We start from the raw sequence: 22,577 nt of genomic DNA, 5'->3' as shown, positions 1-22,577 counted from the left end.
CGAGCGGAAGCGACGCCGTTCTTCGAACGGCTATGCCCGGCCATGACAGTGCTTGAGGTCGGAGCGAAGCGCTATAGCGAGCGCGCGATCAGGAGCTTCATGATCTCGTTGGTGCCACCATAGATCTTCTGGATGCGGGCATCGATGAACATGCGCGAGATCGGATATTCCTGCATGTAGCCGTAACCGCCGTGCAGCTGCAGGCATTCGTCGGCGGTCTCGACCTGCTTCTGCGAGCACCACCATTTCGCCATCGAGGCGGTCACGGTGTCGAGGTCCCCGGCAACCAGGCGCTCGATGCACCAGTCGACGAACACGCGGGCGATCATCGCCTCGGTCTTGCGCTCGGCGAGCTTGAAGGCGGTGTTCTGGAATTCGAGCAGCGGCTTGCCGAACGCGGTGCGTTCCTTGGTGTACTCCGCGGTGATCCGGACCGCGCGCTCCATCGAGGCGACGGCGCCGACGGCGAGCGCCAGCCGTTCCTGCGGCAATTGCTGCATCAGCTGCACGAAGCCGTTGCCCTCCTCGGCCCCGAGCAGGTTTTCCGGCGGCACCGTGACATTGTCGAAGAACAGCTCCGAGGTATCCGAGGCGTGCAGGCCGATCTTGTCGAGATTGCGCCCGCGCCGATAGCCCTCCGCGCCCGCGGTCTCCACCACGATCAGCGAGATGCCCTTCGAGCCCGCAGCCCCGGTGCGCGCCACCACGATGACGAGATCAGCGGCCTGGCCGTTGGTGATAAACGTCTTCTGGCCGTTGATGACGTAGGCATTGCCCTGTTTCCTGGCCGTGGTCTTGACGGCCTGCAGGTCGGAGCCGGTGCCGGGCTCGGTCATCGCGATGGCGCCGACCATCTCGCCGGACGCCATCTTCGGCAGCCAGCGCAGCTTCTGCTCCTCCGAGCCGTAATTGACGATGTAATGCGCGACGATCGCGCTGTGCACGGAGACGCCGGTGGTCAGCTCCGGCACCGTGCTCTCGAGGTCATCGAGCACCGCGGCATCATAGGCGAAGCTGGCCCCTAAGCCGCCATAGGCCTCCGGCACGCTCGGCAGCAACGCGCCCATCTCGCCAAGCGCGCGCCAGGCGGAGCGGTCGACCAGCTTCTGCTCGCGCCATTTTTCGGCGTGCGGCAAAAGGTCCTTGGCGAGGAATTTGCGGAACTGGTCACGGAACGTGTCCAGCTCCTCGGTCATCCAGGACGATCGGTAGTGCATGTTTTCCTCGTGCTAAATCAGAAGACCGCCGCCCGCGACGATCACCTGACCACTGATGTAGTTCGATTCCGGAGCGCAGAACAGATAGACCGCGTCCGCCGCCTCTTCCGGCGTGCCGCCGCGGCCGAGCGGGATCATCCGGCCCATCGCCTCCAGCATCTGCGGCTGGACGCCGACCTTGATGTCGCGGCCGGCGACGTCGATGGTCTTCTGCTGGGTCTCGATCGGCTGGGTCAGGCGGGTGTTGATCAGGCCGAACGCCACGCAATTGACGTTGACCTTGTAGCGCCCCCACTCCTTGCACATCGTGCGCGTCAGCCCGACCAGCGAGGCTTTTGCGGAAGAATAGCTCGCCTGCCCGGCGTTGCCGTAGAGGCCCGCGATCGAGGAGATGTTGACGACCTTGCGGAACACCTCGCGGCCGGCCTCGGCCTCCCGCTTCGCCATCAGCCGGATCGGCTCGGACGCGGCACGCATGATCCGGAACGGGGCAACCAGATGGACGTCGAGCATCGCCTGGAACTGCTCGTCGGTCATCTTCTGGATCGTCGAGTCCCAGGTGTAGCCGGCATTGTTGACGATGATGTCGAGGCCACCGAATTGCTCGATCGCGTGCCCTACGAAACGATCGGCAAAGCCTGCCTCGGTCACGCTGCCATTGACCGCGATCGCCTCGCCGCCCATTGCCTTGATCTCGGCGACGACGGCATTGCCCGGCTCGGCATCGAGGTCGTTGACCACGACGCGCGCGCCCTCGCTCGCAAGCTTCAGCGCAATCGCCCGCCCGATGCCGCGGCCCGAGCCTGAGATGAGCGCGACTTTGCCTTGCAGTTTCGACATGATCTCTCCCTAGAACAACATCATCTCCGCGAGCTCCACCTTGCCTCGCCCCGCTTGCGGGGAGAGGCCGGAACGCATCGCCAGATGCGTTCCGGGTGAGGGGGAGCCTCCGCGAGTCCTGCTGTCACCGTGTGTGCGGAGACAGCCCCTCACCCCAACCCTCTCCCCGCAAGAGCGGGGCGAGGGAGCATACAATCGCGCGCGGCGAGACCTCATCCCCTACAGCGCAATAACCGCTTCCCCCGCGAGCTTGATCTCGCCGTTCTGATCTTTCGTCGTCAGCGCAAGCTTCGCCCGCTTCTCGCCGCCCTGCTCGATCAGCTCCGTCACCGTACCCTCGCAGGTCAGCTGGGCGCCGAGCTGGGTGATGGCGGCAAAGCGGGTCGAGAACGAGCGGATGCGCGACAGCGCGACCGCGTCGGTCAGCGCCTGGCCAAGATAGCCCATGACGAGCATTCCGTGCGCGAACACGTCGGGAAAGCCGGCCGCTTTCGCGAAGTCGATATCGACATGGATCGGATTGTGATCGCCGGAGGCGCCGCAATACAGCGCGAGGCGATGGCGGGTGATCGGCGGGAATTCCTTGTGGACGATGCGGTCGCCGACCGACGGATGTGCAGCGCTCATGACGGCCTCGCATTGCGCACCACGATGGTGCGCGAGACATCGGCGACATGATCGCCGCTCTGGTTGGTGACCGGGGTGTCGACCACGATCAGCGTCATCGCCCCGCCCTTCTTGTCGGTCACGCTGGTGACGCGCGGGTGGAACGTCAGGGTGTCGCCGACCACAACGGGGGCGTGATAGTCGAAGCGCTGCTCGCCATGCAGCACGCGGGCGAGATCGATGCCGAGCGCGGTCAGGAACTCGAACGGCACCGTTGCGTCCATCATCTCCAGGCAGAACAGATAGGTCGGCGGCACCGGTGCCGCCGCAAAACCCGCCGCCTGCGCGGCCGCCTCGTCGCGATAGACCGGATTGCTCTCGCCGAGCGTGTCGAGGAAGAAGCGCAGGCGACCCAGCTCGACGCGTGCGGTCACCGGCGTGAACGCACGCCCGACAGCGGATTGATCGACCATGACGACCTCAGGCGCGTTGGTAGAGCGTCACGACGCAGGCGCCGCCGAGGCCGAGATTGTGCTGCAGGCCGAGCCGCGCACCCTCCACTTGCGTCGCCGCCGCGGTGCCGCGCAGCTGCCGCGTCAGCTCGTAGCACTGCGCAAGGCCGGTGGCACCGAGCGGATGGCCCTTCGACAACAGGCCGCCTGAGGGATTGGTGACGAACTTGCCGCCATAAGTATTGTCGCCGTCGTCGATGAACTTCGCGGCCTCACCTTGAGCGCACAGGCCGAGCCCTTCATAGGTGATCAGCTCGTTATGGGCGAAGCAGTCGTGCAGCTCGACAACGTCGAGATCCGCAGGCCCGATGCCGGCGGCCTCATAGACCTTTTTGGCGGCATCGCGCGTCATGTCGTAGCCGACCACCTGCATCATGTCGTCGGCACCGAAGGTCGACGGCGTATCGGTCGTCATCGCCTGCGCCGCGATGCGGACCTGCTTGTTGAGCCCGTGCTGGTCGGCGAACTTCTCCGGGACCAGGATTGCGGCGGCGCCGCCACAGGTCGGCGGGCACGCCATCAACCGGGTCATCACGCCGGGCCAGATCACCTGGTCGTTCATGACGTCGTCGGCAGTGACCTCCTTGCGGAACAATGCCAGCGGATTGTTCTTGGCGTGGCGGCTCGCCTTGGCGCGCACTTTTGCAAACGCGGAGAGCGGCGTGCCGTATTTCTTCATGTGGCTAAGGCCGGCGCCGCCGAAATAGCGCAGCGCCAGCGGCACGCCGGGCGCATCGACCAGCTTGTCGGCCGCGGCATCGAAATCGTCGAACGCACTGGGGCGGTCGGTGAACACGGCCCCTAACGCGCCGGGCTTCATCTGCTCGAAGCCGAGCGCCATCACGCAATCGGCCGCGCCCGACTCGATCGCCTGCCGCGCCAGGAACAGCGCGGTCGAGCCGGTCGAGCAGTTGTTGTTGACGTTGACGATCGGGATGCCGGTCATGCCGACCGGATACAGCGCGCGCTGGCCGCAGGTGGAGTCGCCATAGACATAGCCGACATAGGCCTGCTGCACGCGGTCGTAGTCGAGGCCGGCGTCGGCAAGCGCGAGCCTGGCGGCCTCGGCGCCCATCACGTGATACGGCGCGTTGGCGCCGGGCTTGACGAACGGGATCATGCCAACCCCGGCAACATAGGTGCGTGACGTCATCGCGTGTCCTCCAGAAAATTACCCGCTGGACTATTTATTACCCATGGGTAATATACGGCACCTCACACAGAGTCAATGCGGCACCGGCTTCACCCCATGGACGACGGACACATCCCCTCCTCCGGCCAGTCCCCCTGGCTGCCCTTCGAGAGCCGACGCCGCGCCCGCGACGAGAAGCGCGAGGCGGTGCTGCGCGCCGCGGTGCAACTGTTCCTCGAACAGGGCTATCACCGCGCCACGCTGAACGACGTCGCCAAGCGGCTCAACATCACCAAGCCGGCGCTCTACAATTACTTCCGCGGCAAGGACGAGATCCTGTTCGAGTGCTGGTCGATCGGCAACGAGCTGGTCGACGAATGCATCGCCGAAACCTCAGCCGGCGCCGGCAGCGGCCTTGCCAAGCTGCGCAAGCTGGTGGTCCGCTATGCCGAGCTGATGACCGAGGACTACGGCAAGAGCCTGGTCCGCTTCGACATCCGCGACCTCAGCGAGGACAACCGCAAGATCGTGCAGACCGCGAAGCGCCGGATCGACCGCGCCTTCCGCGACTACATCGTACAGGGTGTCGAGGACGGTTCGGTAAAACCGTGTGACCCGAAGCTCGCGGCGTTTGCGATCGCGGGTTCGCTGAACTGGATCGGCCACTGGTTCCAGCCCGGCGGTGAGTTGACTGGACGCGCCGTCGCCGAGGAATTCGCGATCCGCCTCACCGAGGGGATCGCCACGACATCAACGCGCAAAACAACGGCGCACAAAGCAGCCGTTCCGGCTGCAGAGAAGGCGGACAAACCGCCTCGCAATGGAAACGCACCAAGGGAGGACGGAAGTGAACATCACACACGGGCTGCGGCGCGCGCTGCAGGTCAATCCAAACGGGCTCGCAGTCGTCTGCGGTGAGCGGCGACGCAACTGGCGCGAGGTCGGCACCCGCGTCGCCCGCCTCGCCGCGGCGATCCGCGGCCTTGGCGCTGACAACGGCGACCGCGTCGCGATCCTGTCGCTGAACTCCGATCGTTATCTCGAGCTGTACCTTGCGGTCGGCTGGGCCGGCGCCGTGATCGTGCCGCTCAACATCCGCTGGAGCCCCCTCGAAAACGAGGACGCGCTGCGCGACTGCCGTGCCAAAATCCTGTTCGTCGACAAGGCGTTTGCACCGGTCGGCGCGACGCTCGCAACCACCATCCCTGGCCTCAGGCTGGTCTATGCCGACGAAGGCGAGACGCCCGCGGGCATGGAGAACTACGAGACGCTGATCGCGCGCAGCGAGCCGATGGCGGACGCGATGCGCTCGCGCGACGATCTCGCCGGCATCTTCTACACCGGCGGCACCACCGGCCGCTCCAAGGGCGTGATGCTGAGCCACGGCAATCTGATGGCCAATGCGCTCAACGCGCTCGGCGAAGGCCTGTGGCCGAGCAGCACGATCTATCTGCACGCCGCGCCGATGTTCCACCTCGCCAATGGCGCTGCGATGTATTCGGTGCTGCTGTCCGGCGGATCCAACGTCGTGATCCAGGGCTTTACGCCCGATGGCGTCGCCACTGCGATCCAGAAGGAGCGCATCACCGACGTGCTGCTGGTGCCGACCATGATCCAGATGTTCGTCGATCATCCGACGCTCGGCACTTATGACCTGTCGTCGCTGAAGGGCATCTCCTACGGCGCTTCTGTCATCAGCGACGCCGTGCTGATGCGCGCCATGAAGGCGCTGCCGCATGTCGAATTCACCCAGGCCTATGGCATGACCGAACTGTCGCCGATCGCGACGCTGTTGCACTGGAAGGAGCATGTCGGCGACGGTCGCGCCAAGGGCCGGCACCGCGGCGCCGGCCGCGCCACGCTCGGCGCTGAAGTGAAGATCGTCGATGCGGAAGACAAGGTCGTGCCACTGGGCACCGTCGGCGAGATCGCGGTGCGCGGCGATATGGTGATGATGGGCTATTGGGAGCGGCCCGAGGAAACCGCGCGCGCGGTGATCGACGGCTGGATGCACACCGGCGACGGCGGCTACATGGACGAGGACGGTTTTGTCTACGTCGTCGACCGCGTCAAGGACATGATCATCTCCGGCGGCGAGAACGTCTATTCGGCCGAGGTCGAGAACGCCCTCGCCCAGCACCCCGCGGTGGCGCAATGCGCCGTGATCGGCATCCCGAGCGAGCGCTGGGGCGAGCAGGTGCATGCCGTCGTGGTGCTGAAGAGCGGCGCCAGCGCCACGCCGGACGAGCTGATGGAGCACTGCAAGACGCTGATCGCCGGCTACAAATGCCCGCGCAGCGTCGACATCACCTCGACGCCCTTACCGCTCTCCGGCGCCGGCAAGATTTTGAAGCGCGAGCTGCGCAAGCCGTATTGGGAAAACAGGGAGCGGCGGGTGAGTTGAGGCGGGCTTCTGGCAATCAAGGCTTTCGATCACGTCATTCCGGGGCATCGCGCAGCGATGAACCCGGAATCTCGAGATTCCGGGTTCGATGCTCCGCATCGCCCCGGAATGACGGTGTCCCCTTGGACGTCGCATAGCGCCGCGCGGCAGCAGGCGTTGACATCGGAGCATCCCGCCGATTGGATCGGTTCAGCTTCAATCCAGCGAGTTCCGATGTCCGCACCCGATACCAATGCCGACGGCAAGCCCCGCCGCCTGATGCACCGCCGCTCCGTCGAATGTCTGGGCTATCTCCGCGACGACGGGCTGTGGGAGGTCGAGGCGCGGCTGGTCGACACCAAGCCGTATGCGCGGCACGACAAATATCGCGGCGAGCAGCAGCCCGACGATCCCGTGCACGACATCCGGCTGCGGCTCGCGGTCGACGACAGCTTTACCATCCGCGAGACCGGCACCACGATGGCCTCGACGCCCTACCCGTCCTGCCTCGATGTCGAGGGCATCTTGCAGCGCCTGGTCGGCGAGCGCATCGGCAAGGGCTGGCGCGAGATTATCAGGCGCAAGATCGGCAAGCTCGAGACCTGCACCCATCTCGCCGAGCTGCTGGGTCCTGCGGTGACCACGTTGTTCCAGACCGCGACCGCGGGCAAGGACCCGCAGGGCCGCGGCGCACTCGATCACCAGCGCGACGTAAAAGAGCCGCCGTTCTTCGTCGGCGGCTGCTATTCGTGGCGGCTGGATGGGCCTGTCGTCGCCGAGACCTTTCCGCAATTCGCGACGAAGCCGGTCGAGGCAAAGCAGGATTCGTAGGGTGGGTTAGCCGAAGGCGTAACCCACCACCTTACGCGCAACAAAGATGGTGGCTTACGCCTTGCACCATCGCTTGCCGAACGACCGCGCTCGTGGGCGGCTAACCCACCCTACAAAATCACGCCGCAGCCGAATGCTCGACCACCGCTTGCGGCGGATTGCGGAAGCCGATCGCGATCCGGTTGTAGGTGTTCATCAGACCGATCGCGATGGTCAGGTCGACCAGCTGCTTCTCGTTGAACACCGCGCGAGCCGCCTGATAATCCGCGTCCGGGATCGCGGTCTCGGCGACGCGCGTGACGGTTTCGGCCCAGGCCAGCGCGGCACGCTCCTCGGCGTCGAACAGCGTCTCCGCCTCGCGCCAGACCTGCAGCAGCGCCAGCTTCTCGATCTTGACGCCCATTTTCTGCAGGCTGCGCGTGTGCATGTCGAGGCAGTAGGCGCAGCCGTTAATCTGCGAGATGCGCAGATAGACCAGTTCGACCAGCGCCGCGGAGAGCCCAGACTGCGTGATGTAACCGTAGACGCCGCCGAGCGCCTTGATGCCGGCGGGCGCGGCCTTGTTGTAATCGATCCGCATGCTCACTGCTTGTGTCCCTCCTTGTCGAAGACGGTCAGCGCCTTGTCGTTGCTGTCGACAACGAACACCGCAAGCAGCTTCGCCGGTTCGGTCGCGCTGGCATTTCGGCCGAGCACGTGATGCGCGCCCGGCGGCTCGAAGAAGCTGTCGCCGGCCCGATAGATGTGCGCCGCCTCGCCCTCCAGCTGGCTCTCGATCGCGCCCTGCAGGACGTAGACATAGAGGAAAGCCGATTTGGCGTGATGGTGCGGCGCCGACGGCTCGCCCGGCGGGAAGTTGACCTCGACCGCGATCAGCGATTTGCCGGGAATGTTGGTGATGGCGTGCTCGAATTTCGGCGTCACTGATTGCGCCATCGCAGGGGTCGCAAGTGCGGCGCAGGCCAGCAGCGTCGTCCATAAGGTTTTCATCTGATGCCTCCGTTACTATCGGATAGATGCGGGCGCACACGGCCAAAATGAAGCACCAAGAATGAACCGAATTGGTGTACCACGGGCCATGCCAAATCCGCTTCCCATCGCGCTCGACCGCTCGGCCCGGACGCCGCTGTCCGAGCAGATTCGCAAGGCGATTGCAGCGGCGATCGACAATGGCGTGCTGGTGCCTGGCGCCCGGCTGCCGTCATGGCTCGACCTCGCCGCCCAGCTCGGCGTCGCGCGCGGCACGGTGCGGGCGGCCTACGACAGACTGGCGGACGCGCAGCACATCGTGTCGTCGAAGGCGAACGGCACCACCGTCGCGATGCGGCCGAGGAAAGCGGCAAAGCCCGACGCGCCGGTCGTTCCCGGCTCGGTCGTGGAGATGTTTCAGGATTTGAGCGGTCAGGGCATCTTCCGCATGGGTGTCCCCGCGCAGGAGACCCTCCCCGCCAAGCTCTTGGCGCGAATCCGCGCACGTGCCGTGCGGGCGGAATTGAGCGCGGTGACGCGCACCATCGATCCGCGCGGCGAGATCGAACTCCGGCGCGAGATCGCAGCCCACCTTGCGATCGCGCGCGGGCTTGAATGCTCGCCAGCGCAGATCGTCATCACGTCGGGCTTCAGCGGCGGGCTCGGCCTCGCGCTGCGCGTGCTCGGCCTCGAAGGCCGCCGCGCATGGCTGGAAGACCCGGGATTTCCACTGACCCGGAAGGGCCTCGAGCTCGCCCGGCTCGAGCCGGTGCCGATCCCGGTCGATGCCAATGGCGTCGATGTCGAGCACGGCCTGCGGCACGCGCCCGACGCGGCGCTCGCGGTCGTGACGCCGGGACAGCAGGCGCCGCTCGGTCCGCCGCTGTCACCGAAGCGTCGCACGCAGCTGCTCGACTGGGCCGCGCAAACCGGCGCCTGGATCATTGAGGATGACTATCTCGGCGAGTTGCAGCTCGATGGCCGCGCGGCGCCCGCGCTGGCCTCGCTCGATGCTGCGGGCCGCGTGATCCATCTCGGCTCTTTCAGCAAGACGATCTCGCCGACGCTTCGGCTCGGCTTCCTGGTTGCCCCTGAAGCGCTGGCGGCGCAGTTCGCCGATGTGGCGACGTGTCTAGCCCCTGCCCCCGGACCTGCGGTACAGCTTTCGACCGCGGAGTTCATGCGCGATGGCCATTACATCCGCCATCTCCGGCGAACCAAGCGGGCCTATTGCGACAGCCGTGATGCGCTGACGACTGCGCTGCGGACGTGGAGCAACGATGTCCGGGTCGCCGGCCTCGCGGTGATGCTGACGCTGCCGGACAAGGCCGACGATGTCTCAATCGCGCGCGAGGCGCTCGCGCATGGGCTGGCGCCCGCCCCGCTCTCGCCCTGGTATCTCTCACCGAAGCGCGCGCAACCCGGCCTGCTGCTCGGCATTGCAACGGTGCCCGATCGCGGCGTTCAGGCCGCCTGCAAGCGTCTGTTCGAGGCGATCCGCGCGCAAGACCGCACCCATGGCGCGCCGGCGTCGCGCCGTGTCAGGAAGCCCGCAAGCCGGTAAGCGCGAGACTCAGCGCCCGCAGCCGCCTGCGCGCCTCGGCATCATAGGCCTGGGCATGGGCGCGCACCTCGCGCCTGCCGTCGAAGAACAACCCGCTTTGGCCTGCGACATCGTCGTCATGGACCAGACGCAGGATGGCATCGCCGCCCTTTTCGACGGTCGAGATCGGCGTGGCGCCGCTCGCGCGCACCATCGTGGTGTTCATGTAGGTCGCAGGGTGCAGCGAATTGACGGTCACGCCGGAGCCTTCCAGCTCCGCGGCAAGGTCGATGGTGAACATGATCTGCGACAGCTTGCTCTGCGCATAGGCGCGCGCGCCGCTGTAGTTCTTCGTGATCATCACGTCGTCGAAATCGATCGGGTGCTGGCCGAGCGAGGCGACATTGACGATGCGCGCAGGCGCACTCGCCTTGAGCCGCGGCAGCAATAGATGTGCGAGCATGAAGCCGGCGAGATAGTTCACCGCAAAGCGCAGCTCGTGGCCGTCCTTGCTGGTCTGCCGCGCCGGCCCCTCATTCTGCGAGCCGATGCCGGCGTTGCTGATGAACACGTCGAGCCGCTCCTGATCGTCGAGCACCAACTGGGCGAACTCGCGGACCTCGGCCAGTGAGGACAGGTCGGCCTGATAGAACATCGGCTCGCGGCCGGAGACCCGCTTGATCTCGTCGGCCAAGGTCTGCGCCCGCTTGGTATCGCGGCCGTGGATCAGCACCCGGGCGCCGGCGGAAGCCAGCTTCATCGCGACGTAGCGGCCGACGCCATCGGTGGAACCGGTGATCAGCACCGTCTTGCCTGCCATATTCATCGAAATTGCCTTTCGATCGTACGCCCAGCGCTGCCACCGAAGATAAAGGCCCCTTGCGGACATTGCCATGGCATGCCACGGCGCCGGCGGCGCCAAAACGGCGTCCATCATGGCTGGCCCAAGGCCTCCCGCTCCTTGGTCACCCAGAGCGGCCACATGGCCCACTCGGCAGTCGTGCATCTGCTCGGCCTCCTGGTTCCCGACGCGCCGCAGGCGGCGCTCCTCGTCGTGATGGTTCGGGATTTTATCACCAAACACAGCCTCATCCGCGCAGAAAGACGGTCCCAAGGGCGTTGCTGACCAGTGCAAATACGATGCCTGCATGGTCAGCTTGTCGCGCGACCTGCCGACGCGCGGCGCCGCGCCGCGCGTCAAGGTGAATGCATTCTGATATCGTTGAGATGAACGACAAGGCCAGGATCGGCAAAGGTCGGCAGGGATCGAAATGTCCTCGACCATTCCAGACCGGATTTTGCGAAGGGCTCCCTCGCTGGAGCCGTACGGCATGCTCCTGCTGTTCGGCGTGCTCACCGCGCTGCCGATCATCCTGACGGTCCGCCTGGTTGAGCCCGCACTCGTGCTGCCCGCGCTCAGCCTGTTGTTGTTCGCCGAGGCAGCCATTGCCGCGATGGCCGCGTGCGTGATCCACGTGCGCAGCAGCGCGGCGAACCTCACGCTGTGGGATTTTGCCGGCGCGTTCACCTTCATGGGGTGCGCGGCGGCGATCCTCGGCGAGCCGGATCAGGCGGCGCTGTTCTTCGAGGAACAGGCCGCGCTGCGTCGGTAACGCGACCGTAATCCCAGGCCGGGCCCCTCTGGCAGCCACAAGCTGCGATGTCGGACTGGAACTCAGTTGGAGTGGCCCTGCTTCGACCCACGACGTGACCAGCGTCGTGGCGGATTTTCCGTCCGCATGACGGCAACAGCCGGCGTCGTCGAACCGGTCCACTCCCCGACCTCAAGGGGAGCATGATCCATGTCCGACCTGTTTTCACTCGACGCCCTCAGCGCATTGCTGCAAGTCGTCGTCATCGACCTCGTGCTGGCCGGCGACAACGCCGTCGTGATCGGCCTTGCCGCGGCCGGCCTGCCGCAGAAGCAACGCGGCAAGGCGATCCTGATCGGCATCGGCGCCGCCACGCTGCTGCGCATCCTGTTCGCCCTTGTCACCACACAACTGATGCAGATCGTCGGCCTGCTATTGGCCGGCGGCATCCTGCTGCTCTGGGTGTGCTGGAAGATGTGGCGCGAGCTGCGCGCCACCGAACACGAGGCGACGGCCGTGCATGGCGCCGACGGGACCGAGACGCCACGTAAGACGCTGCTGCAGGCGACGACCCAGATCATCGTCGCCGACGTCTCGATGTCGCTCGACAACGTGTTGGCCGTGGCAGGTGCGGCGCGCGAGCAGCCGATCGTGCTGGTGTTCGGGCTGGCGCTCTCGATCGCGATGATGGGCGCGGCCGCCAGCTTCATCGCAAAACTGCTGCAGAACCATCGCTGGATCGCCTATGTCGGCCTGGCCGTGATCCTCTATGTCGCCATCGACATGACGGTGCGCGGCGCGTCCGAGATCGCCAAGGTCGCGCCGGCGTGACCATGAAAGCAGAACGGCGGGCCTCACGGCCCGCCGTTCCGCAAATCGACAGCGCATGCCGCCTCAGTGAATTTCCGCCGAGCGCTTCAGCGCTTCCTTCAGCTTCTCCAGCGTGAAATCCTTGGAGCGCGCGATGTCCAGGATCGGCGTCTCGCGGCGGCCGCAGAGCTCGGCGGCTTCCGGCAGCTTGGCCGCGACCTCGTAGGGGATCACGATCGCGCCGTGGCTGTCGGCGTGGATCAGATCGTCGGAGCGAACCGTCATGCCGGCGACGCGGACCTCGCCGCCGAAGCTCTCGGCATGCACCCAGGCGTGCGACGGGCCGATCGAGCCGGCCAGCGCCTGGAAGCCAGGGGCCCATTGCGGGATGTCGCGGATCGAGCCGTCGGTGATGACGCCGAGGCAGCCGAGCGCCTTGTGCACGGCGCTCTGCACCTCGCCCCAGAACGCGCCGTAGCCGACGTCGGGCCCGTCGATGTCCTGGATCACCGAGATGCGCGGACCGAAGCCGGTGCCGACATATTCGTAGTATTCGATGCGGCGCTTCGACTGCTCCTCGGCCGACAGGCCGGACTTCAGCACCGAGCGGATCGCGACCGTGCGCGCATAGCCGACGATCGGCGGCAGCGTCGGGAACGGGCAGACCAGCGGCTTCACCGTGTAGCCGATCAGACGGCGCTCCGGCGCGACGATCTCCATCGCGTTGCAGATCGTCGGCGTGTCGTAGCGCGCCAACGCTTCAAAGACGGAGGCAGGAAGCGGGGCGGAAGCGGATGTCGTCACGGCGTTTCTCTCCTGATTTTTGGCGTTCGCTGGCCGGTCTTAGGCCTATAGCCGAGATCGGCGGCGAACCCAACCGAGCCACGCTCATGGCTGATATTTGGGAGAGCGCGAACGAACTTCATCACCGTCACCCTGAGGAGGCCGCACAGCGGCCGTCTCGAAGGGTCGACGGCCCCAGTGTGGCCGTGCATCCTTCGAGACGCGCTACGCGCTCCTCCAGCGACAAAGGCGAAGCCTTTGCGCGGGGATGACGGGTCAGGCAGATGTGTCAGTGCAAATGCGTCGGACGATCGTCCCGGTCACTCTCCGCGGCCGGTGCCGCGTAGGGCGCGGCAGCCGATGCCGGCGCGGCTGCACTCGCCGCCTGCGTCTGCGCGGCGAGGCTGCGCTCCTGGTCGCGATAGGATTTCCAACCCCAGGGCAGGCTGATCAGATACAGCACCGAGCCGGCCGACAGGATGTGCCAGGGATAGCCGATCAGCAGCGCGACGAAGAACACCACGGCGACGAACACCGGCAGCACCATCTCCGGCGGCACGCGCATCTTCACGGTCTTGCCGGAGAACACCGGCAGCCGCGATACCATCAGGAACGCTATCAAGAGCGTGTAGAACGCGGTCAGCGTCGCCGGCGGCATCGGCACGCCGAGGAAGGCGAGATAGATCGGCAGCAGCACGGTGATCGCGCCGGCCGGCGCCGGTACGCCGGTGAAATAATTGACGGCGAAGGCCGGCTTGTTCGGATCGTCGATCGAGGCGTTGAAGCGCGCCAGCCGCAGGCCGCCGGAGATCGCAAACACCATCGCGGCGATCCAGCCGCCATTGTTCAGCTCGTGCAGCGTCCAGAAATACAGGATCAGGCCCGGCGCGACGCCGAAATTGACGAAGTCAGCCAGGCTGTCGAGCTCGGCGCCGAATTTCGACTGGCCCTTGATCAGGCGCGCGACGCGGCCGTCGATGCCGTCGAGGATCGCGGCGAACACGATGGCGGCGACCGCAAGCTCCATCCGCCCTTCCGTCGACAGCCGGATCGCGGTGAGGCCGGCGCAGATCGCCAGCAGCGTGATCATGTTCGGCACCAGCATCCGCACCGGAATCGGGCGGAACCGCCGGCGGCGAAACTCGGTGGAATTGGGATCGGATGGCATCATGCTTGGTAATATAGCAAGCATGGCCCGGCTCCGCCATCGCGGCCGGAACCGGCCGATTGGGCGGGCGAAACAGAGTTAATCGGCGCGGTAGGTGCGGCCCGGATCGGCGCCGCGGAAATCCGCCAAAATCGTCTCGCCGGCAACCGCGGTCTGCCCCTCGGAGACCAAAGCCTTGGTGCCCTCGGGCAGATAGATGTCGAGCCGCGAGCCGAAGCGGATCAGGCCGAAGCGCTCGCCGGCGCCGATCGACTGGCCTTCCTTGACGAAGCAGACGATGCGGCGCGCAACCAGACCCGCGATCTGGACCACGCCGATGCGCCCGTTGGCGGTCGAGATGACAAGCGAATTGCGCTCATTGTCCTCGCTCGCCTTGTCGAGCTCGGCATTGATGAACGCGCCCGGGCGATAGGCGATGCGGTCGATGCGGCCGACCACCGGGCTGCGGTTCACATGGCAGTTGAACACGCTCATGAAGACCGAGACGCGCGGCAAAGGCTTGTCGCCGAGGCCGAGTTCGGCCGGCGGCAGCGCCTGCACCACCATCGAGACGCGGCCATCGGCCGGCGACACCACGATGCCGTCGCGCAGCGGCGTCACGCGGACGGGATCGCGGAAGAACAGCGCGCACCAGACCGTGAGCAGCGTCCCGATCCAGCCGAGCGGGGTCCAGATCCAGAACAGGATCAGGCTCGCCAGCGCGAAGCCGCCGATGAAGGGATAGCCCTCGGGGTGGATCGGCGGGATCTGCGCGCGGATGGAATTCGCGATCGACATCAAAGCTCGCTTGCGTTTCCCCGCCCGGTTTGGCGGGAGAGGCCCTAAAGCGCGATGGGATCATCGCGCTTTAGTTGGTTGTTTAAGCATGATCTTTCGGAAAACCGCTTCGCACTTTTCCGGATCATGCCCTAAATCGACTATTCCGCGGCGGTCGGCAAGGGCTTCTCACCCGCAACCGGGGTGGAATCGTCAGAGGATTCGGTCACCGGCGGCGGCAGGCGATTCGGCGCCGGGCCATCGTCGTCGACCTGGGCGAGCCGTTCGCGGGCCTCCTCGGCCTCGCGCTGCCGGTTCCACATGCTGGCGTAGAGGCCGCCGCCGGCCAAAAGCCGCGCATGGGTGCCGCGCTCGGCGATCCGGCCCTGATCCAGCACGATGATCTCGTCGGCGCCGACGATGGTCGAGAGCCGATGCGCGATCACCAGCGAGGTGCGGTTGCGCGAGACCCGCTCCAGCGCGCCCTGGATCTCGTGCTCGGTGTGGCTGTCGAGCGCAGACGTCGCCTCGTCCAGCACCAGGATCGGCGGCGCCTTCAGCACCGTGCGCGCGATTGCGACGCGCTGCTTCTCGCCGCCGGAGAGTTTTAGGCCGCGCTCGCCGACTTGGGTCTCATAGCCCTGCGGCGACATCCGGATGAAGCCGTCGATCTGCGCCAGCCGCGCCGCCTCCTCGACCTCGTCATTGCTGGCGTCCCAGCGGCCATAGCGGATGTTGTAGCGGATGGTGTCGTTGAACAGCACGGTGTCCTGCGGCACCATGCCGATCGCCGATCGCAGCGAGGCCTGCGTCACGTTCCTGATGTCCTGCCCGTCGATCAGGATCCGGCCGCTCGAAACGTCGTAGAGCCGGAACAGCAGCCGCGAGATCGTCGACTTGCCGGCGCCGGAGGGACCGACGATTGCGACCGTCTTGCCGGCCGGCACCTCGAAGCTCAGACCTTTAAGGATCGCCCGGTCGGGCTCGTAGGCGAAGCGGACATCCTCGAAGCGCACGCTGCCGGAGGACACCGTGAGCGGCTTCGCGCCCGGCACGTCCTTGACCTCGGGATTGCGCTCCAGCACGTCGAACATCTTCTCGATGTCGATGATCGCCTGCTTGATCTCGCGATAGACCATGCCCATGAAATTCAAGGGCTGGTAGAGCTGGATCATCATCGAATTGATCAGCACGAAATCGCCGACGGTGTGGGTGCCGTTGCGGATGCCGAACGCGCACATCAGCATGGTCGCGGTCAGGCCCGCGGTGAAGATGATCGCCTGCCCGGTGTTGAGCACCGCAAGCGAGGTATAGGTCTTCACGCTGGCCTGCTCGTAGCGCTCCATCGAGCGGTCGTAGCGGCTGGCCTCGCGCTCCTCGGCGCCGAAATACTTCACCGTCTCGTAGTTGAGGAGCGAGTCGATCGCCTTGGTGTTCGCCTCGGTATCCGAGTCGTTCATCTTGCGGCGGATCTCGATCCGCCACTCGGTCGCGATGTAGGTGAAGTACATGAACACCACGACGGTGAGCAGCACGGCGAGCACGTAGCGCCAGTCGAACTGCCAGAGCAGCACCGCAGCCAGCAGCGCGACCTCGACGATGGTCGGGATCAGCTGCAGGATCACCATCCGCACGATGGTCTCGATGCCGGAGCGGCCGCGCTCCAGCACGCGGGTCAGGCCGCCGGTCTTGCGCTCGAGATGGAAGCGCAGCGACAATTCGTGCATGTGCACGAAGGTGATGTAGGCGAGCCGCCGCACCGCGTGCATCGCGACACGGGCGAAGATGCCGTCGCGCCACTGCGTCAGCACCGCCATGATGATGCGCACCGCGCCGTAGCTGATCGTCATCAGCACCGGAGAGGCGATCAGCCACACCACCCAGTTCGACGGCGCGACCGGCGCCGAGCCCGTGCCGTTCAGCGCATCGATCGCCCATTTGAAGGTGAACGGCACCGACAGCGTCGCGAGCTTGGCGAACAGCAGCAGCACCACCGACCAGACCACGCGCGTCTTCAGATCGGCGCGATCGCCCGGCCAGATATAGGGCCAGAGATGTACGAGGGTGCCGAGCAGCGTCCCCTTCTCGACGGCCGGCGCCATGGCCGCGGGCGGCGCAGCAGCGGTCACATTCGGTTGCGGCGGCACCATCAGGAGCCCGCCCGCGCGTTCGCGGCGCGGCGGTCCGCTGCCACAGCTTTTCCACGATTTGCCATTGTGCTCGTCATATAGATCGTTTGAATGTCACGTACAGGCTTATGGCGAAATTTGTTCGCGATTCGCGGGAATTTACGGGGTTTTTTGGCCCACAATCCCCATATGCGAGTCTTGACCCTGTTTACGCTGCAGTGCCACAAGGAATGTATGAACCAAATCAAGACTGTCTGTGTTTATTGCGGCTCCGGCCCCGGTAACAATCCCCGCTTCATCGAAGCTGCCGTCGCGCTCGGCAAGAGCTTTGCCGAAAACAACGTGCGCCTGGTCTATGGCGGCGGTTCGATCGGCCTGATGGGCGCGGTGGCAAAATCCACCCTCGACCATGGCGGCTCCGTCACCGGCATCATTCCCGAATTCCTGCGCGCGCGCGAGAACGCGCTGACCTCGGTTCAGGAGATGATCGTCACACCCGACATGCATGAGCGCAAACGCCTGATGTTCGAACGTTCGGACGCGTTCGTGGCGCTGCCCGGCGGCATCGGCACGCTGGAGGAGCTGGTCGAGCAATTGACCTGGCAGCAACTCGGCCGTCACCACAAGCCGATCCTGCTCGCCAATATTGATGGCTTCTGGGAACCCCTGCTCTCGCTGCTGAGCCACATGCGCACGACCGAATTCATCCGCGCGACGCTGCCGATCAACGTCCTGATGGCCGACCGCGTCGACGACATCCTGCCGCGGCTGCGCTCGGCGGTGGCGCGCACACCGGAAGCCGCGAAGGAACTCGCGCCGGAAGTGGCGCGGCGGCTGTAGGCGAGAAGTTTTCGAGCTGTGCCGGCTTGCACAGCCCTCTCACCGTCATCCCCGCGCAAAGGCTTCGCCTTTGTCGCTGGAGGTGCGAGGCCTCTTCGGCGAGCCTCGAAGGATGAATCGGCCACCAGCCGGGCCGTGCATCCTTCGAGGCTCGCAAGGGCTCGCACCTCAGGATGACGCGTTTGGCAACATCGCGACCTGGCGGAAAGCCGCACCCTACTCGCTCGGAAACGTCACGGCCTCGATGCGATTGCCGTCCGGGTCGAGGACGAAGGCGGCGTAGTAGCGCAAGCGGTCGTGCGGGCGCAGGCCAGGGGCGCCATCGGATAAGCCGCCGGAGGCCAACGCGGCGGCATGGAAGGCATCGACCTCGGCGGTGGTCTTGGCGCGCAGGCAGATATGGCTGCCGCTCTCATGCGGCACGGGTGCCATGGCGGCGCGCAGATTGATCCAGAATTCGGGATAGGCCTTGCCGAAGCCGATCGTTGCCGGCCGCGTGACCAGACGGGTCAGGCCGAGCGCGGCCAGCGTCGGTTCATAGAACCGCGCGGCGCGTTCGAGATCGTGGACGCCGACGGAGACGTGGTCGATCATGCAAGCGCCCTTCTCGTTATGCTGCCATTCCGGGGCGATGCGAGGCATCGAACTATGATGTGCAATTGCACATCTGAGAATCTCGAGATTCTCAGGTGCGCAATTGCGCACCATAGTTCGCGTCGTCGACGCGCCCCGGAATAACGGCCTAGCCACTCACACCGGCGCGCCCGACTTCACCAGCTTGTAGACCAACGAATCCATCAGCGCCTGGAACGAGGCGTCGATGATGTTGGGCGACACGCCGACCGTGGTCCAGGTGTCACCGGTCTCGTCCTCGCTCTCGATCAGCACGCGCGTGACCGCCTCGGAGCCGCCATTGAGGATACGCACGCGGTAGTCGATCAGCTTCAGCCCGTCGATATATTTCTGGTACTTGCCGAGATCCTTGCGCAGCGCCACGTCGAGCGCATTGACCGGACCGTTGCCTTCGGCGGCCGAGATCAGCCGCTCGCCGTCGACGTCGACCTTCACCACCGCGAGCGCCACCGTGACGCGCTGACCGTTGGCGTTGTAGCGCTGCTCGACATTGACGTCGAATTGCTCGACCTTGAAATATTCCGGCACCTTGCCGAGCGTGCGCCGCCCCAGGAGCTCGAACGAGGCGTTGGCGGATTCATAGGCGAACCCTGCGGCCTCGCGCTCCTTCAGCTCCTCGACCAGACGCGTCAGCCGCGGGTCGCCCTTGTCGTAGACGATGCCGGCTCGGTCGAGCTCGGCCATCACGTTGGAGCGGCCGGCCTGATCCGAGACCAGCACCTTGCGGTGGTTGCCAACCAAGTCCGGCAGCACGTGCTCGTAAGTCTGCGGATCTTTCATGACCGCGGAGGCATGGATGCCGGTCTTGGTGACGAAGGCGCTCTCGCCGACATAGGCCGCGTGGCGATTGGGAGCGCGGTTCAGCATGTCGTCGAGCGTGCGCGACACCTTCATCAGCGTCGCCATCTTCTCCGTGGTGACGCCGATCTCGAACTTCTCGGCAAACTCCTGCTTCAGCTTCAAGGTCGGGATCAGCGAGCAGAGATTGGCGTTGCCGCAGCGCTCGCCGAGGCCGTTGAGGGTGCCCTGGATCTGCCGCGCGCCGGCGCGCACCGCGGCGAGCGAATTGGCCACCGCCTGCTCGGTATCATTATGCGCATGGATGCCAAGGTTCGCGCCCGGCACATGCTTGATCACGTCGCCGACGATGGTCTCGACCTCATGCGGCATGGTGCCGCCATTGGTATCGCACAGCACCACCCAGCGCGCGCCGGCCTCATAGGCCGCTTTGGCGCAGGCGAGCGCGTAGTCGCGATTCTCCTTGTAGCCGTCGAAGAAATGCTCGCAGTCGACCATCACCTCGCGGCCGAGTGCCTTGGCCGCGGCGACGCTGTCGCGGATCGAGGCGAGGTTCTCCTCATTGGTGGTCTCGAGCGCGACGCGGACCTGGTAGGCGGAGGATTTTGCGACGAAGCAGATCGCATCCGCCCTGGCCGCGAGGATGGCGGCGAGCCCCGGATCGTTCGACGCCGAGCGGCCCGGCCGCCGCGTCATGCCGAAGGCGGTGAAGCGCGCATGGTCGAAAGCGGGCTTCTTGCTGAAGAACTCGCTATCGGTCGGATTGGCGCCGGGATAGCCGCCCTCGACATAGTCGATGCCGAGCTGATCGAGCATCGCCGCGATCACCTGCTTGTCCTGCAGCGTGAAATCGACGCCGTTGGTCTGCGCGCCGTCGCGCAGCGTGGTGTCGAACAGATAGAGGCGTTCGCGGCTCATGCGTGGCCTTCCGGGGTCGCGACACCGTCGAGCGTCTTCTGCATCGTGGTGTTGGCGAGCCATTCGTCGTTGACGGTGACTGTATTGCGCTGCAGCGCGATGTAGCCGCGCTTGCGGAAGAACTCCAGCGCGGTGTCGCTGGCATCGACCTTCAGGGCCTTGGTGCCGCGGGCGCTCGCGATCTTCTCCAGCGCGTCGCACAGCGCGCTGCCTGCACCCTGCCCCACCGCGCTCGGATGCACATAGAGCATGTCGATGTGATCGGCCCCCTTCAGCGAGGCGAAGCCGACCGGCGCGCCCTGCAACGTCGCGATCAGCGTCAGCTGGCCGGCGAGCTTCTTGCCGAAGGCCTCCTCGTCGTCGGCGGCCCCCGCCCAGGCTTCCTGCTGCGCCTCGCTGTAATCGTCGCCGGTCAGGTCCATGATCGAGGCCGCAAAGATCGCCGCCAGCAGCGGCGCGTCATCAGGCAGATACGGGCGCAATGCGGGTGCGGAGCGGCTCATCGCGCAACCTCCCAGGTCGTCACCGGTTTGCCGTCGGCATCCTTGCCATCCTTGATCACCACGCCCATCGCGGCGAGTTGATCGCGGATCCGGTCGGACTCCTTGAAGTCCTTGCGTGCGCGCGCCGCAGTGCGCTCGGCGAGCAGCGCCTCGACGGCGGCAGCATCGACGCCACTTGCCTGCTGCTTGCGTCCCTCCCACGCGGCCGCGCTCTCCGACAGGAAGCCGAGCAGCCGGAGCGAACCGGCAAACTCCTTGCGGCTCTGCTCGCTCGCCGACGCGGCATTGCGCAGGCCGTGCAGCACGGCGATCGCCTGCGCCGTGTTGAGGTCGTCGTAAAGCGCCTCGACCATCGCCGGCGACGGCGCGCCGGGCTCGGCGTCGGCCGCAATCGCATACCAGTCGTCGAGTGTCTTCGCGGCCTCTTCCGCGCTTTTGAGCGTCCAGTCGAGCGGCGAGCGGTAATGCGTCCTCAGCATGCTGAGCCGCAGCACTTCGCCCGGCCAATCGGCCAGGAGATCGCGGATCGTGAAGAAGTTGCCGAGCGACTTCGACATCTTCTCGCTTTCGATCTGCAGGAAGCCGTTGTGCATCCAGACATTGGCCATGCGGTCGGAGTTGAACGCGCAGCAGGTCTGTGCGAGCTCGTTCTCATGGTGCGGGAACACCAGGTCGATGCCGCCGCCATGGATGTCGAACTTCTCGCCGAGATGCTTCCAGGCCATCGCCGAGCACTCGATGTGCCAGCCGGGCCGGCCCTCGACCGCGATGCCTGCCGGCGACGGCCATGACGGCTCGCCCGGCTTCGACGGTTTCCACAGCACGAAGTCGGTGTTGTCGCGCTTGTAGGGCGCAACGTCGACGCGGGCGCCGGCGATCATCTCGTCGAGCGAACGCTTCGACAGCGCACCGTAGCGCGGCAGCTCCGAATTGGCCGCGTTCATAGCCTGCGGCGAGAACAGCACGTGATCCTCGGCGACATAGGCAAAACCGCCGGCGACCAGCTTCTCGATGATCGCGCGCATCTCCGGGATGTGCTCGGTGGCGCGCGGCTGCACGGTCGGCGGCAAGCAGCCCAGCGCCGTGACGTCGTCCTGGTACTGCTGATAGGTCTGCTCGGTGACCTTGCGGATCGCCTCGTTCAGCGGCACGCCGGGATAATCCCGCGCGGCGCGAACGTTGATCTTGTCGTCGACGTCGGTGATGTTCCGGACATAGGTCACGTGGCCGGCGCCATAGCGATGGCGCAGCATGCGAAACAGCACGTCGAAAACAACAGCCGCGCGGCCGTTGCCGATATGGGCGAAGTCATAGACCGTCGGTCCGCAGGCATACATGCGGACGTTATTGGCATCGAGCGGCACGAACGGCCGCTTCTCCCGGGTCAACGTATCGTAAAGGCGCAATTCCATGGATCACCTGTCCTCGCGGCCGGGCGTCCGATCATCTCAGGGTGATTGAGAAAAGACGGCCTCAGCCAGCGAATCGCTAGCTAATAATCTCGCGGCAAATGCTGCAGATGGCGAGGTGGCCGTTCATGGTTCCATCCTGTCTCATGCCCCCTGCATGGCGTCAAGGGGCTGTTTTCGGGCGATTTGCAGCGCCGGGGGTGGA

23 protein-coding genes are annotated in these 22,577 nt (G+C 65.7%); 7 read left to right on the top strand and 16 right to left on the bottom strand.

Annotated features, from left to right (window positions below):
- Positions 1-71: 71 nt before the first annotated feature.
- The 5 genes from WDM24_RS16465 to WDM24_RS16445 all read right to left on the bottom strand — a co-directional run bounded on the left by WDM24_RS16465 (position 72) and on the right by WDM24_RS16445 (position 4,328).
- Entirely contained in the window at positions 72-1,217 is a 1,146-nt protein-coding gene (locus tag WDM24_RS16465) for an acyl-CoA dehydrogenase family protein (RefSeq protein WP_166296802.1), read from the bottom strand.
- Between the two features lie 12 nt (positions 1,218-1,229).
- Positions 1,230-2,057, bottom strand: a complete 828-nt coding sequence (locus tag WDM24_RS16460) for an SDR family NAD(P)-dependent oxidoreductase (RefSeq protein WP_166296803.1) — start codon at positions 2,055-2,057, stop codon at positions 1,230-1,232.
- Between the two features lie 219 nt (positions 2,058-2,276).
- On the bottom strand, positions 2,277-2,684 hold the full coding sequence (locus WDM24_RS16455; RefSeq protein ID WP_338831821.1) for a MaoC family dehydratase: 408 nt from the start codon (positions 2,682-2,684) through the stop codon (positions 2,277-2,279).
- Complete coding sequence (locus WDM24_RS16450; protein WP_166296805.1) at positions 2,681-3,136, bottom strand: MaoC family dehydratase N-terminal domain-containing protein; 456 nt, start codon at positions 3,134-3,136, stop codon at positions 2,681-2,683. The genes WDM24_RS16455 and WDM24_RS16450 overlap by 4 nt, the downstream gene beginning before the upstream one ends.
- Positions 3,137-3,143: 7 nt before the next feature.
- Positions 3,144-4,328: a lipid-transfer protein gene (locus tag WDM24_RS16445; protein WP_338699561.1), complete on the bottom strand. Its 1,185-nt coding sequence runs from the start codon at positions 4,326-4,328 to the stop codon at positions 3,144-3,146.
- 96 nt (positions 4,329-4,424) lie between these two features.
- Between WDM24_RS16445 and WDM24_RS16440 the strand changes: the two genes are divergently transcribed.
- The 3 genes from WDM24_RS16440 (at position 4,425) to WDM24_RS16430 (ending at position 7,521) form a co-directional block, all read left to right on the top strand.
- Positions 4,425-5,225 (top strand): TetR/AcrR family transcriptional regulator, encoded by an 801-nt coding sequence (locus WDM24_RS16440; RefSeq protein WP_166296807.1) that lies wholly within the window; start codon positions 4,425-4,427, stop codon positions 5,223-5,225.
- Positions 5,155-6,711: an acyl-CoA synthetase gene (locus WDM24_RS16435; protein WP_166296808.1), complete on the top strand. Its 1,557-nt coding sequence runs from the start codon at positions 5,155-5,157 to the stop codon at positions 6,709-6,711. Before WDM24_RS16440 ends, WDM24_RS16435 begins: the two co-directional genes overlap by 71 nt.
- A 213-nt stretch (positions 6,712-6,924) precedes the next feature.
- Positions 6,925-7,521 (top strand): DUF2889 domain-containing protein, encoded by a 597-nt coding sequence (locus tag WDM24_RS16430; protein ID WP_166296809.1) that lies wholly within the window; start codon positions 6,925-6,927, stop codon positions 7,519-7,521.
- Positions 7,522-7,639: 118 nt separating this feature from the next.
- Here WDM24_RS16430 and WDM24_RS16425 read toward each other — a convergent pair whose 3' ends face one another.
- Both WDM24_RS16425 and WDM24_RS16420 read right to left on the bottom strand, forming a co-directional pair.
- A complete protein-coding gene (locus WDM24_RS16425) occupies positions 7,640-8,107 on the bottom strand; it encodes a carboxymuconolactone decarboxylase family protein (protein WP_166296810.1) in 468 nt (155 codons plus the stop codon).
- The gene (locus tag WDM24_RS16420) at positions 8,104-8,511 is read right to left on the bottom strand and encodes a cupin domain-containing protein (RefSeq protein ID WP_338699555.1); all 408 of its coding nucleotides are present in this window, start codon (positions 8,509-8,511) and stop codon (positions 8,104-8,106) included. Before WDM24_RS16420 ends, WDM24_RS16425 begins: the two co-directional genes overlap by 4 nt.
- Positions 8,512-8,599: 88 nt before the next feature.
- On the opposite strand from WDM24_RS16420, the gene WDM24_RS16415 reads away from it, so the two are divergent.
- Positions 8,600-10,054, top strand: a complete 1,455-nt coding sequence (locus tag WDM24_RS16415) for a PLP-dependent aminotransferase family protein (RefSeq protein WP_338831820.1) — start codon at positions 8,600-8,602, stop codon at positions 10,052-10,054.
- Here the strand turns inward: WDM24_RS16415 and WDM24_RS16410 are convergent.
- A complete protein-coding gene (locus tag WDM24_RS16410; RefSeq protein ID WP_166296812.1) occupies positions 10,032-10,859 on the bottom strand; it encodes an SDR family NAD(P)-dependent oxidoreductase in 828 nt (275 codons plus the stop codon). The two genes, WDM24_RS16415 and WDM24_RS16410, sit on opposite strands and share 23 nt — an antisense overlap.
- 505 nt (positions 10,860-11,364) lie before the next feature.
- Between WDM24_RS16410 and WDM24_RS16405 the strand changes: the two genes are divergently transcribed.
- Together WDM24_RS16405 and WDM24_RS16400 are read left to right on the top strand one after the other, a co-directional pair.
- Positions 11,365-11,646, top strand: coding sequence for a hypothetical protein (locus WDM24_RS16405; RefSeq protein WP_166296814.1), 282 nt, complete (start codon positions 11,365-11,367; stop codon positions 11,644-11,646).
- 189 nt (positions 11,647-11,835) lie between these two features.
- Positions 11,836-12,456, top strand: coding sequence for a TerC family protein (locus WDM24_RS16400; protein WP_166296816.1), 621 nt, complete (start codon positions 11,836-11,838; stop codon positions 12,454-12,456).
- Positions 12,457-12,519: 63 nt separating this feature from the next.
- Here WDM24_RS16400 and WDM24_RS16395 read toward each other — a convergent pair whose 3' ends face one another.
- From WDM24_RS16395 to WDM24_RS16380, 4 genes are all read right to left on the bottom strand, one after another.
- The gene (locus tag WDM24_RS16395) at positions 12,520-13,239 is read right to left on the bottom strand and encodes an RraA family protein (protein WP_338699548.1); all 720 of its coding nucleotides are present in this window, start codon (positions 13,237-13,239) and stop codon (positions 12,520-12,522) included.
- Positions 13,240-13,507: 268 nt separating this feature from the next.
- Positions 13,508-14,386 (bottom strand): CDP-diacylglycerol--serine O-phosphatidyltransferase, encoded by an 879-nt coding sequence (gene pssA / locus WDM24_RS16390; protein ID WP_338701256.1) that lies wholly within the window; start codon positions 14,384-14,386, stop codon positions 13,508-13,510.
- A gap of 78 nt (positions 14,387-14,464) precedes the next feature.
- A complete protein-coding gene (locus WDM24_RS16385; RefSeq protein ID WP_338699545.1) occupies positions 14,465-15,163 on the bottom strand; it encodes a phosphatidylserine decarboxylase in 699 nt (232 codons plus the stop codon).
- A 140-nt stretch (positions 15,164-15,303) separates the two neighbouring features.
- Positions 15,304-17,244, bottom strand: coding sequence for an ABCB family ABC transporter ATP-binding protein/permease (locus WDM24_RS16380; RefSeq protein WP_414645755.1), 1,941 nt, complete (start codon positions 17,242-17,244; stop codon positions 15,304-15,306).
- Positions 17,245-17,505: 261 nt separating this feature from the next.
- Between WDM24_RS16380 and WDM24_RS16375 the strand changes: the two genes are divergently transcribed.
- Positions 17,506-18,111 carry a TIGR00730 family Rossman fold protein gene (locus tag WDM24_RS16375; RefSeq protein ID WP_166296821.1) on the top strand — a complete coding sequence of 202 codons (606 nt, stop codon included), beginning with the start codon at positions 17,506-17,508 and terminating at the stop codon, positions 18,109-18,111.
- Between the two features lie 216 nt (positions 18,112-18,327).
- Here WDM24_RS16375 and WDM24_RS16370 read toward each other — a convergent pair whose 3' ends face one another.
- The 4 genes from WDM24_RS16370 to cysS all read right to left on the bottom strand — a co-directional run bounded on the left by WDM24_RS16370 (position 18,328) and on the right by cysS (position 22,375).
- A complete protein-coding gene (locus WDM24_RS16370) occupies positions 18,328-18,705 on the bottom strand; it encodes a VOC family protein (RefSeq protein ID WP_338699540.1) in 378 nt (125 codons plus the stop codon).
- Between the two features lie 156 nt (positions 18,706-18,861).
- Positions 18,862-20,460 (bottom strand): citramalate synthase, encoded by a 1,599-nt coding sequence (cimA, locus tag WDM24_RS16365; protein WP_338831818.1) that lies wholly within the window; start codon positions 20,458-20,460, stop codon positions 18,862-18,864.
- A complete protein-coding gene (locus WDM24_RS16360) occupies positions 20,457-20,963 on the bottom strand; it encodes a GNAT family N-acetyltransferase (RefSeq protein WP_338699536.1) in 507 nt (168 codons plus the stop codon). The genes cimA and WDM24_RS16360 overlap by 4 nt, the downstream gene beginning before the upstream one ends.
- Complete coding sequence (cysS, locus tag WDM24_RS16355) at positions 20,960-22,375, bottom strand: cysteine--tRNA ligase (protein WP_338699534.1); 1,416 nt, start codon at positions 22,373-22,375, stop codon at positions 20,960-20,962. Before cysS ends, WDM24_RS16360 begins: the two co-directional genes overlap by 4 nt.
- Positions 22,376-22,577: the final 202 nt, after the last annotated feature.

Origin of the sequence: Bradyrhizobium sp. 27S5 (assembly GCF_037217225.1) — a bacterium.
GTDB lineage: Bacteria > Pseudomonadota > Alphaproteobacteria > Rhizobiales > Xanthobacteraceae > Bradyrhizobium > Bradyrhizobium septentrionale.
The sequence above is the reverse complement of the archived record's forward strand: the minus strand, read 5'-3'. Positions and strand labels throughout refer to the sequence as shown.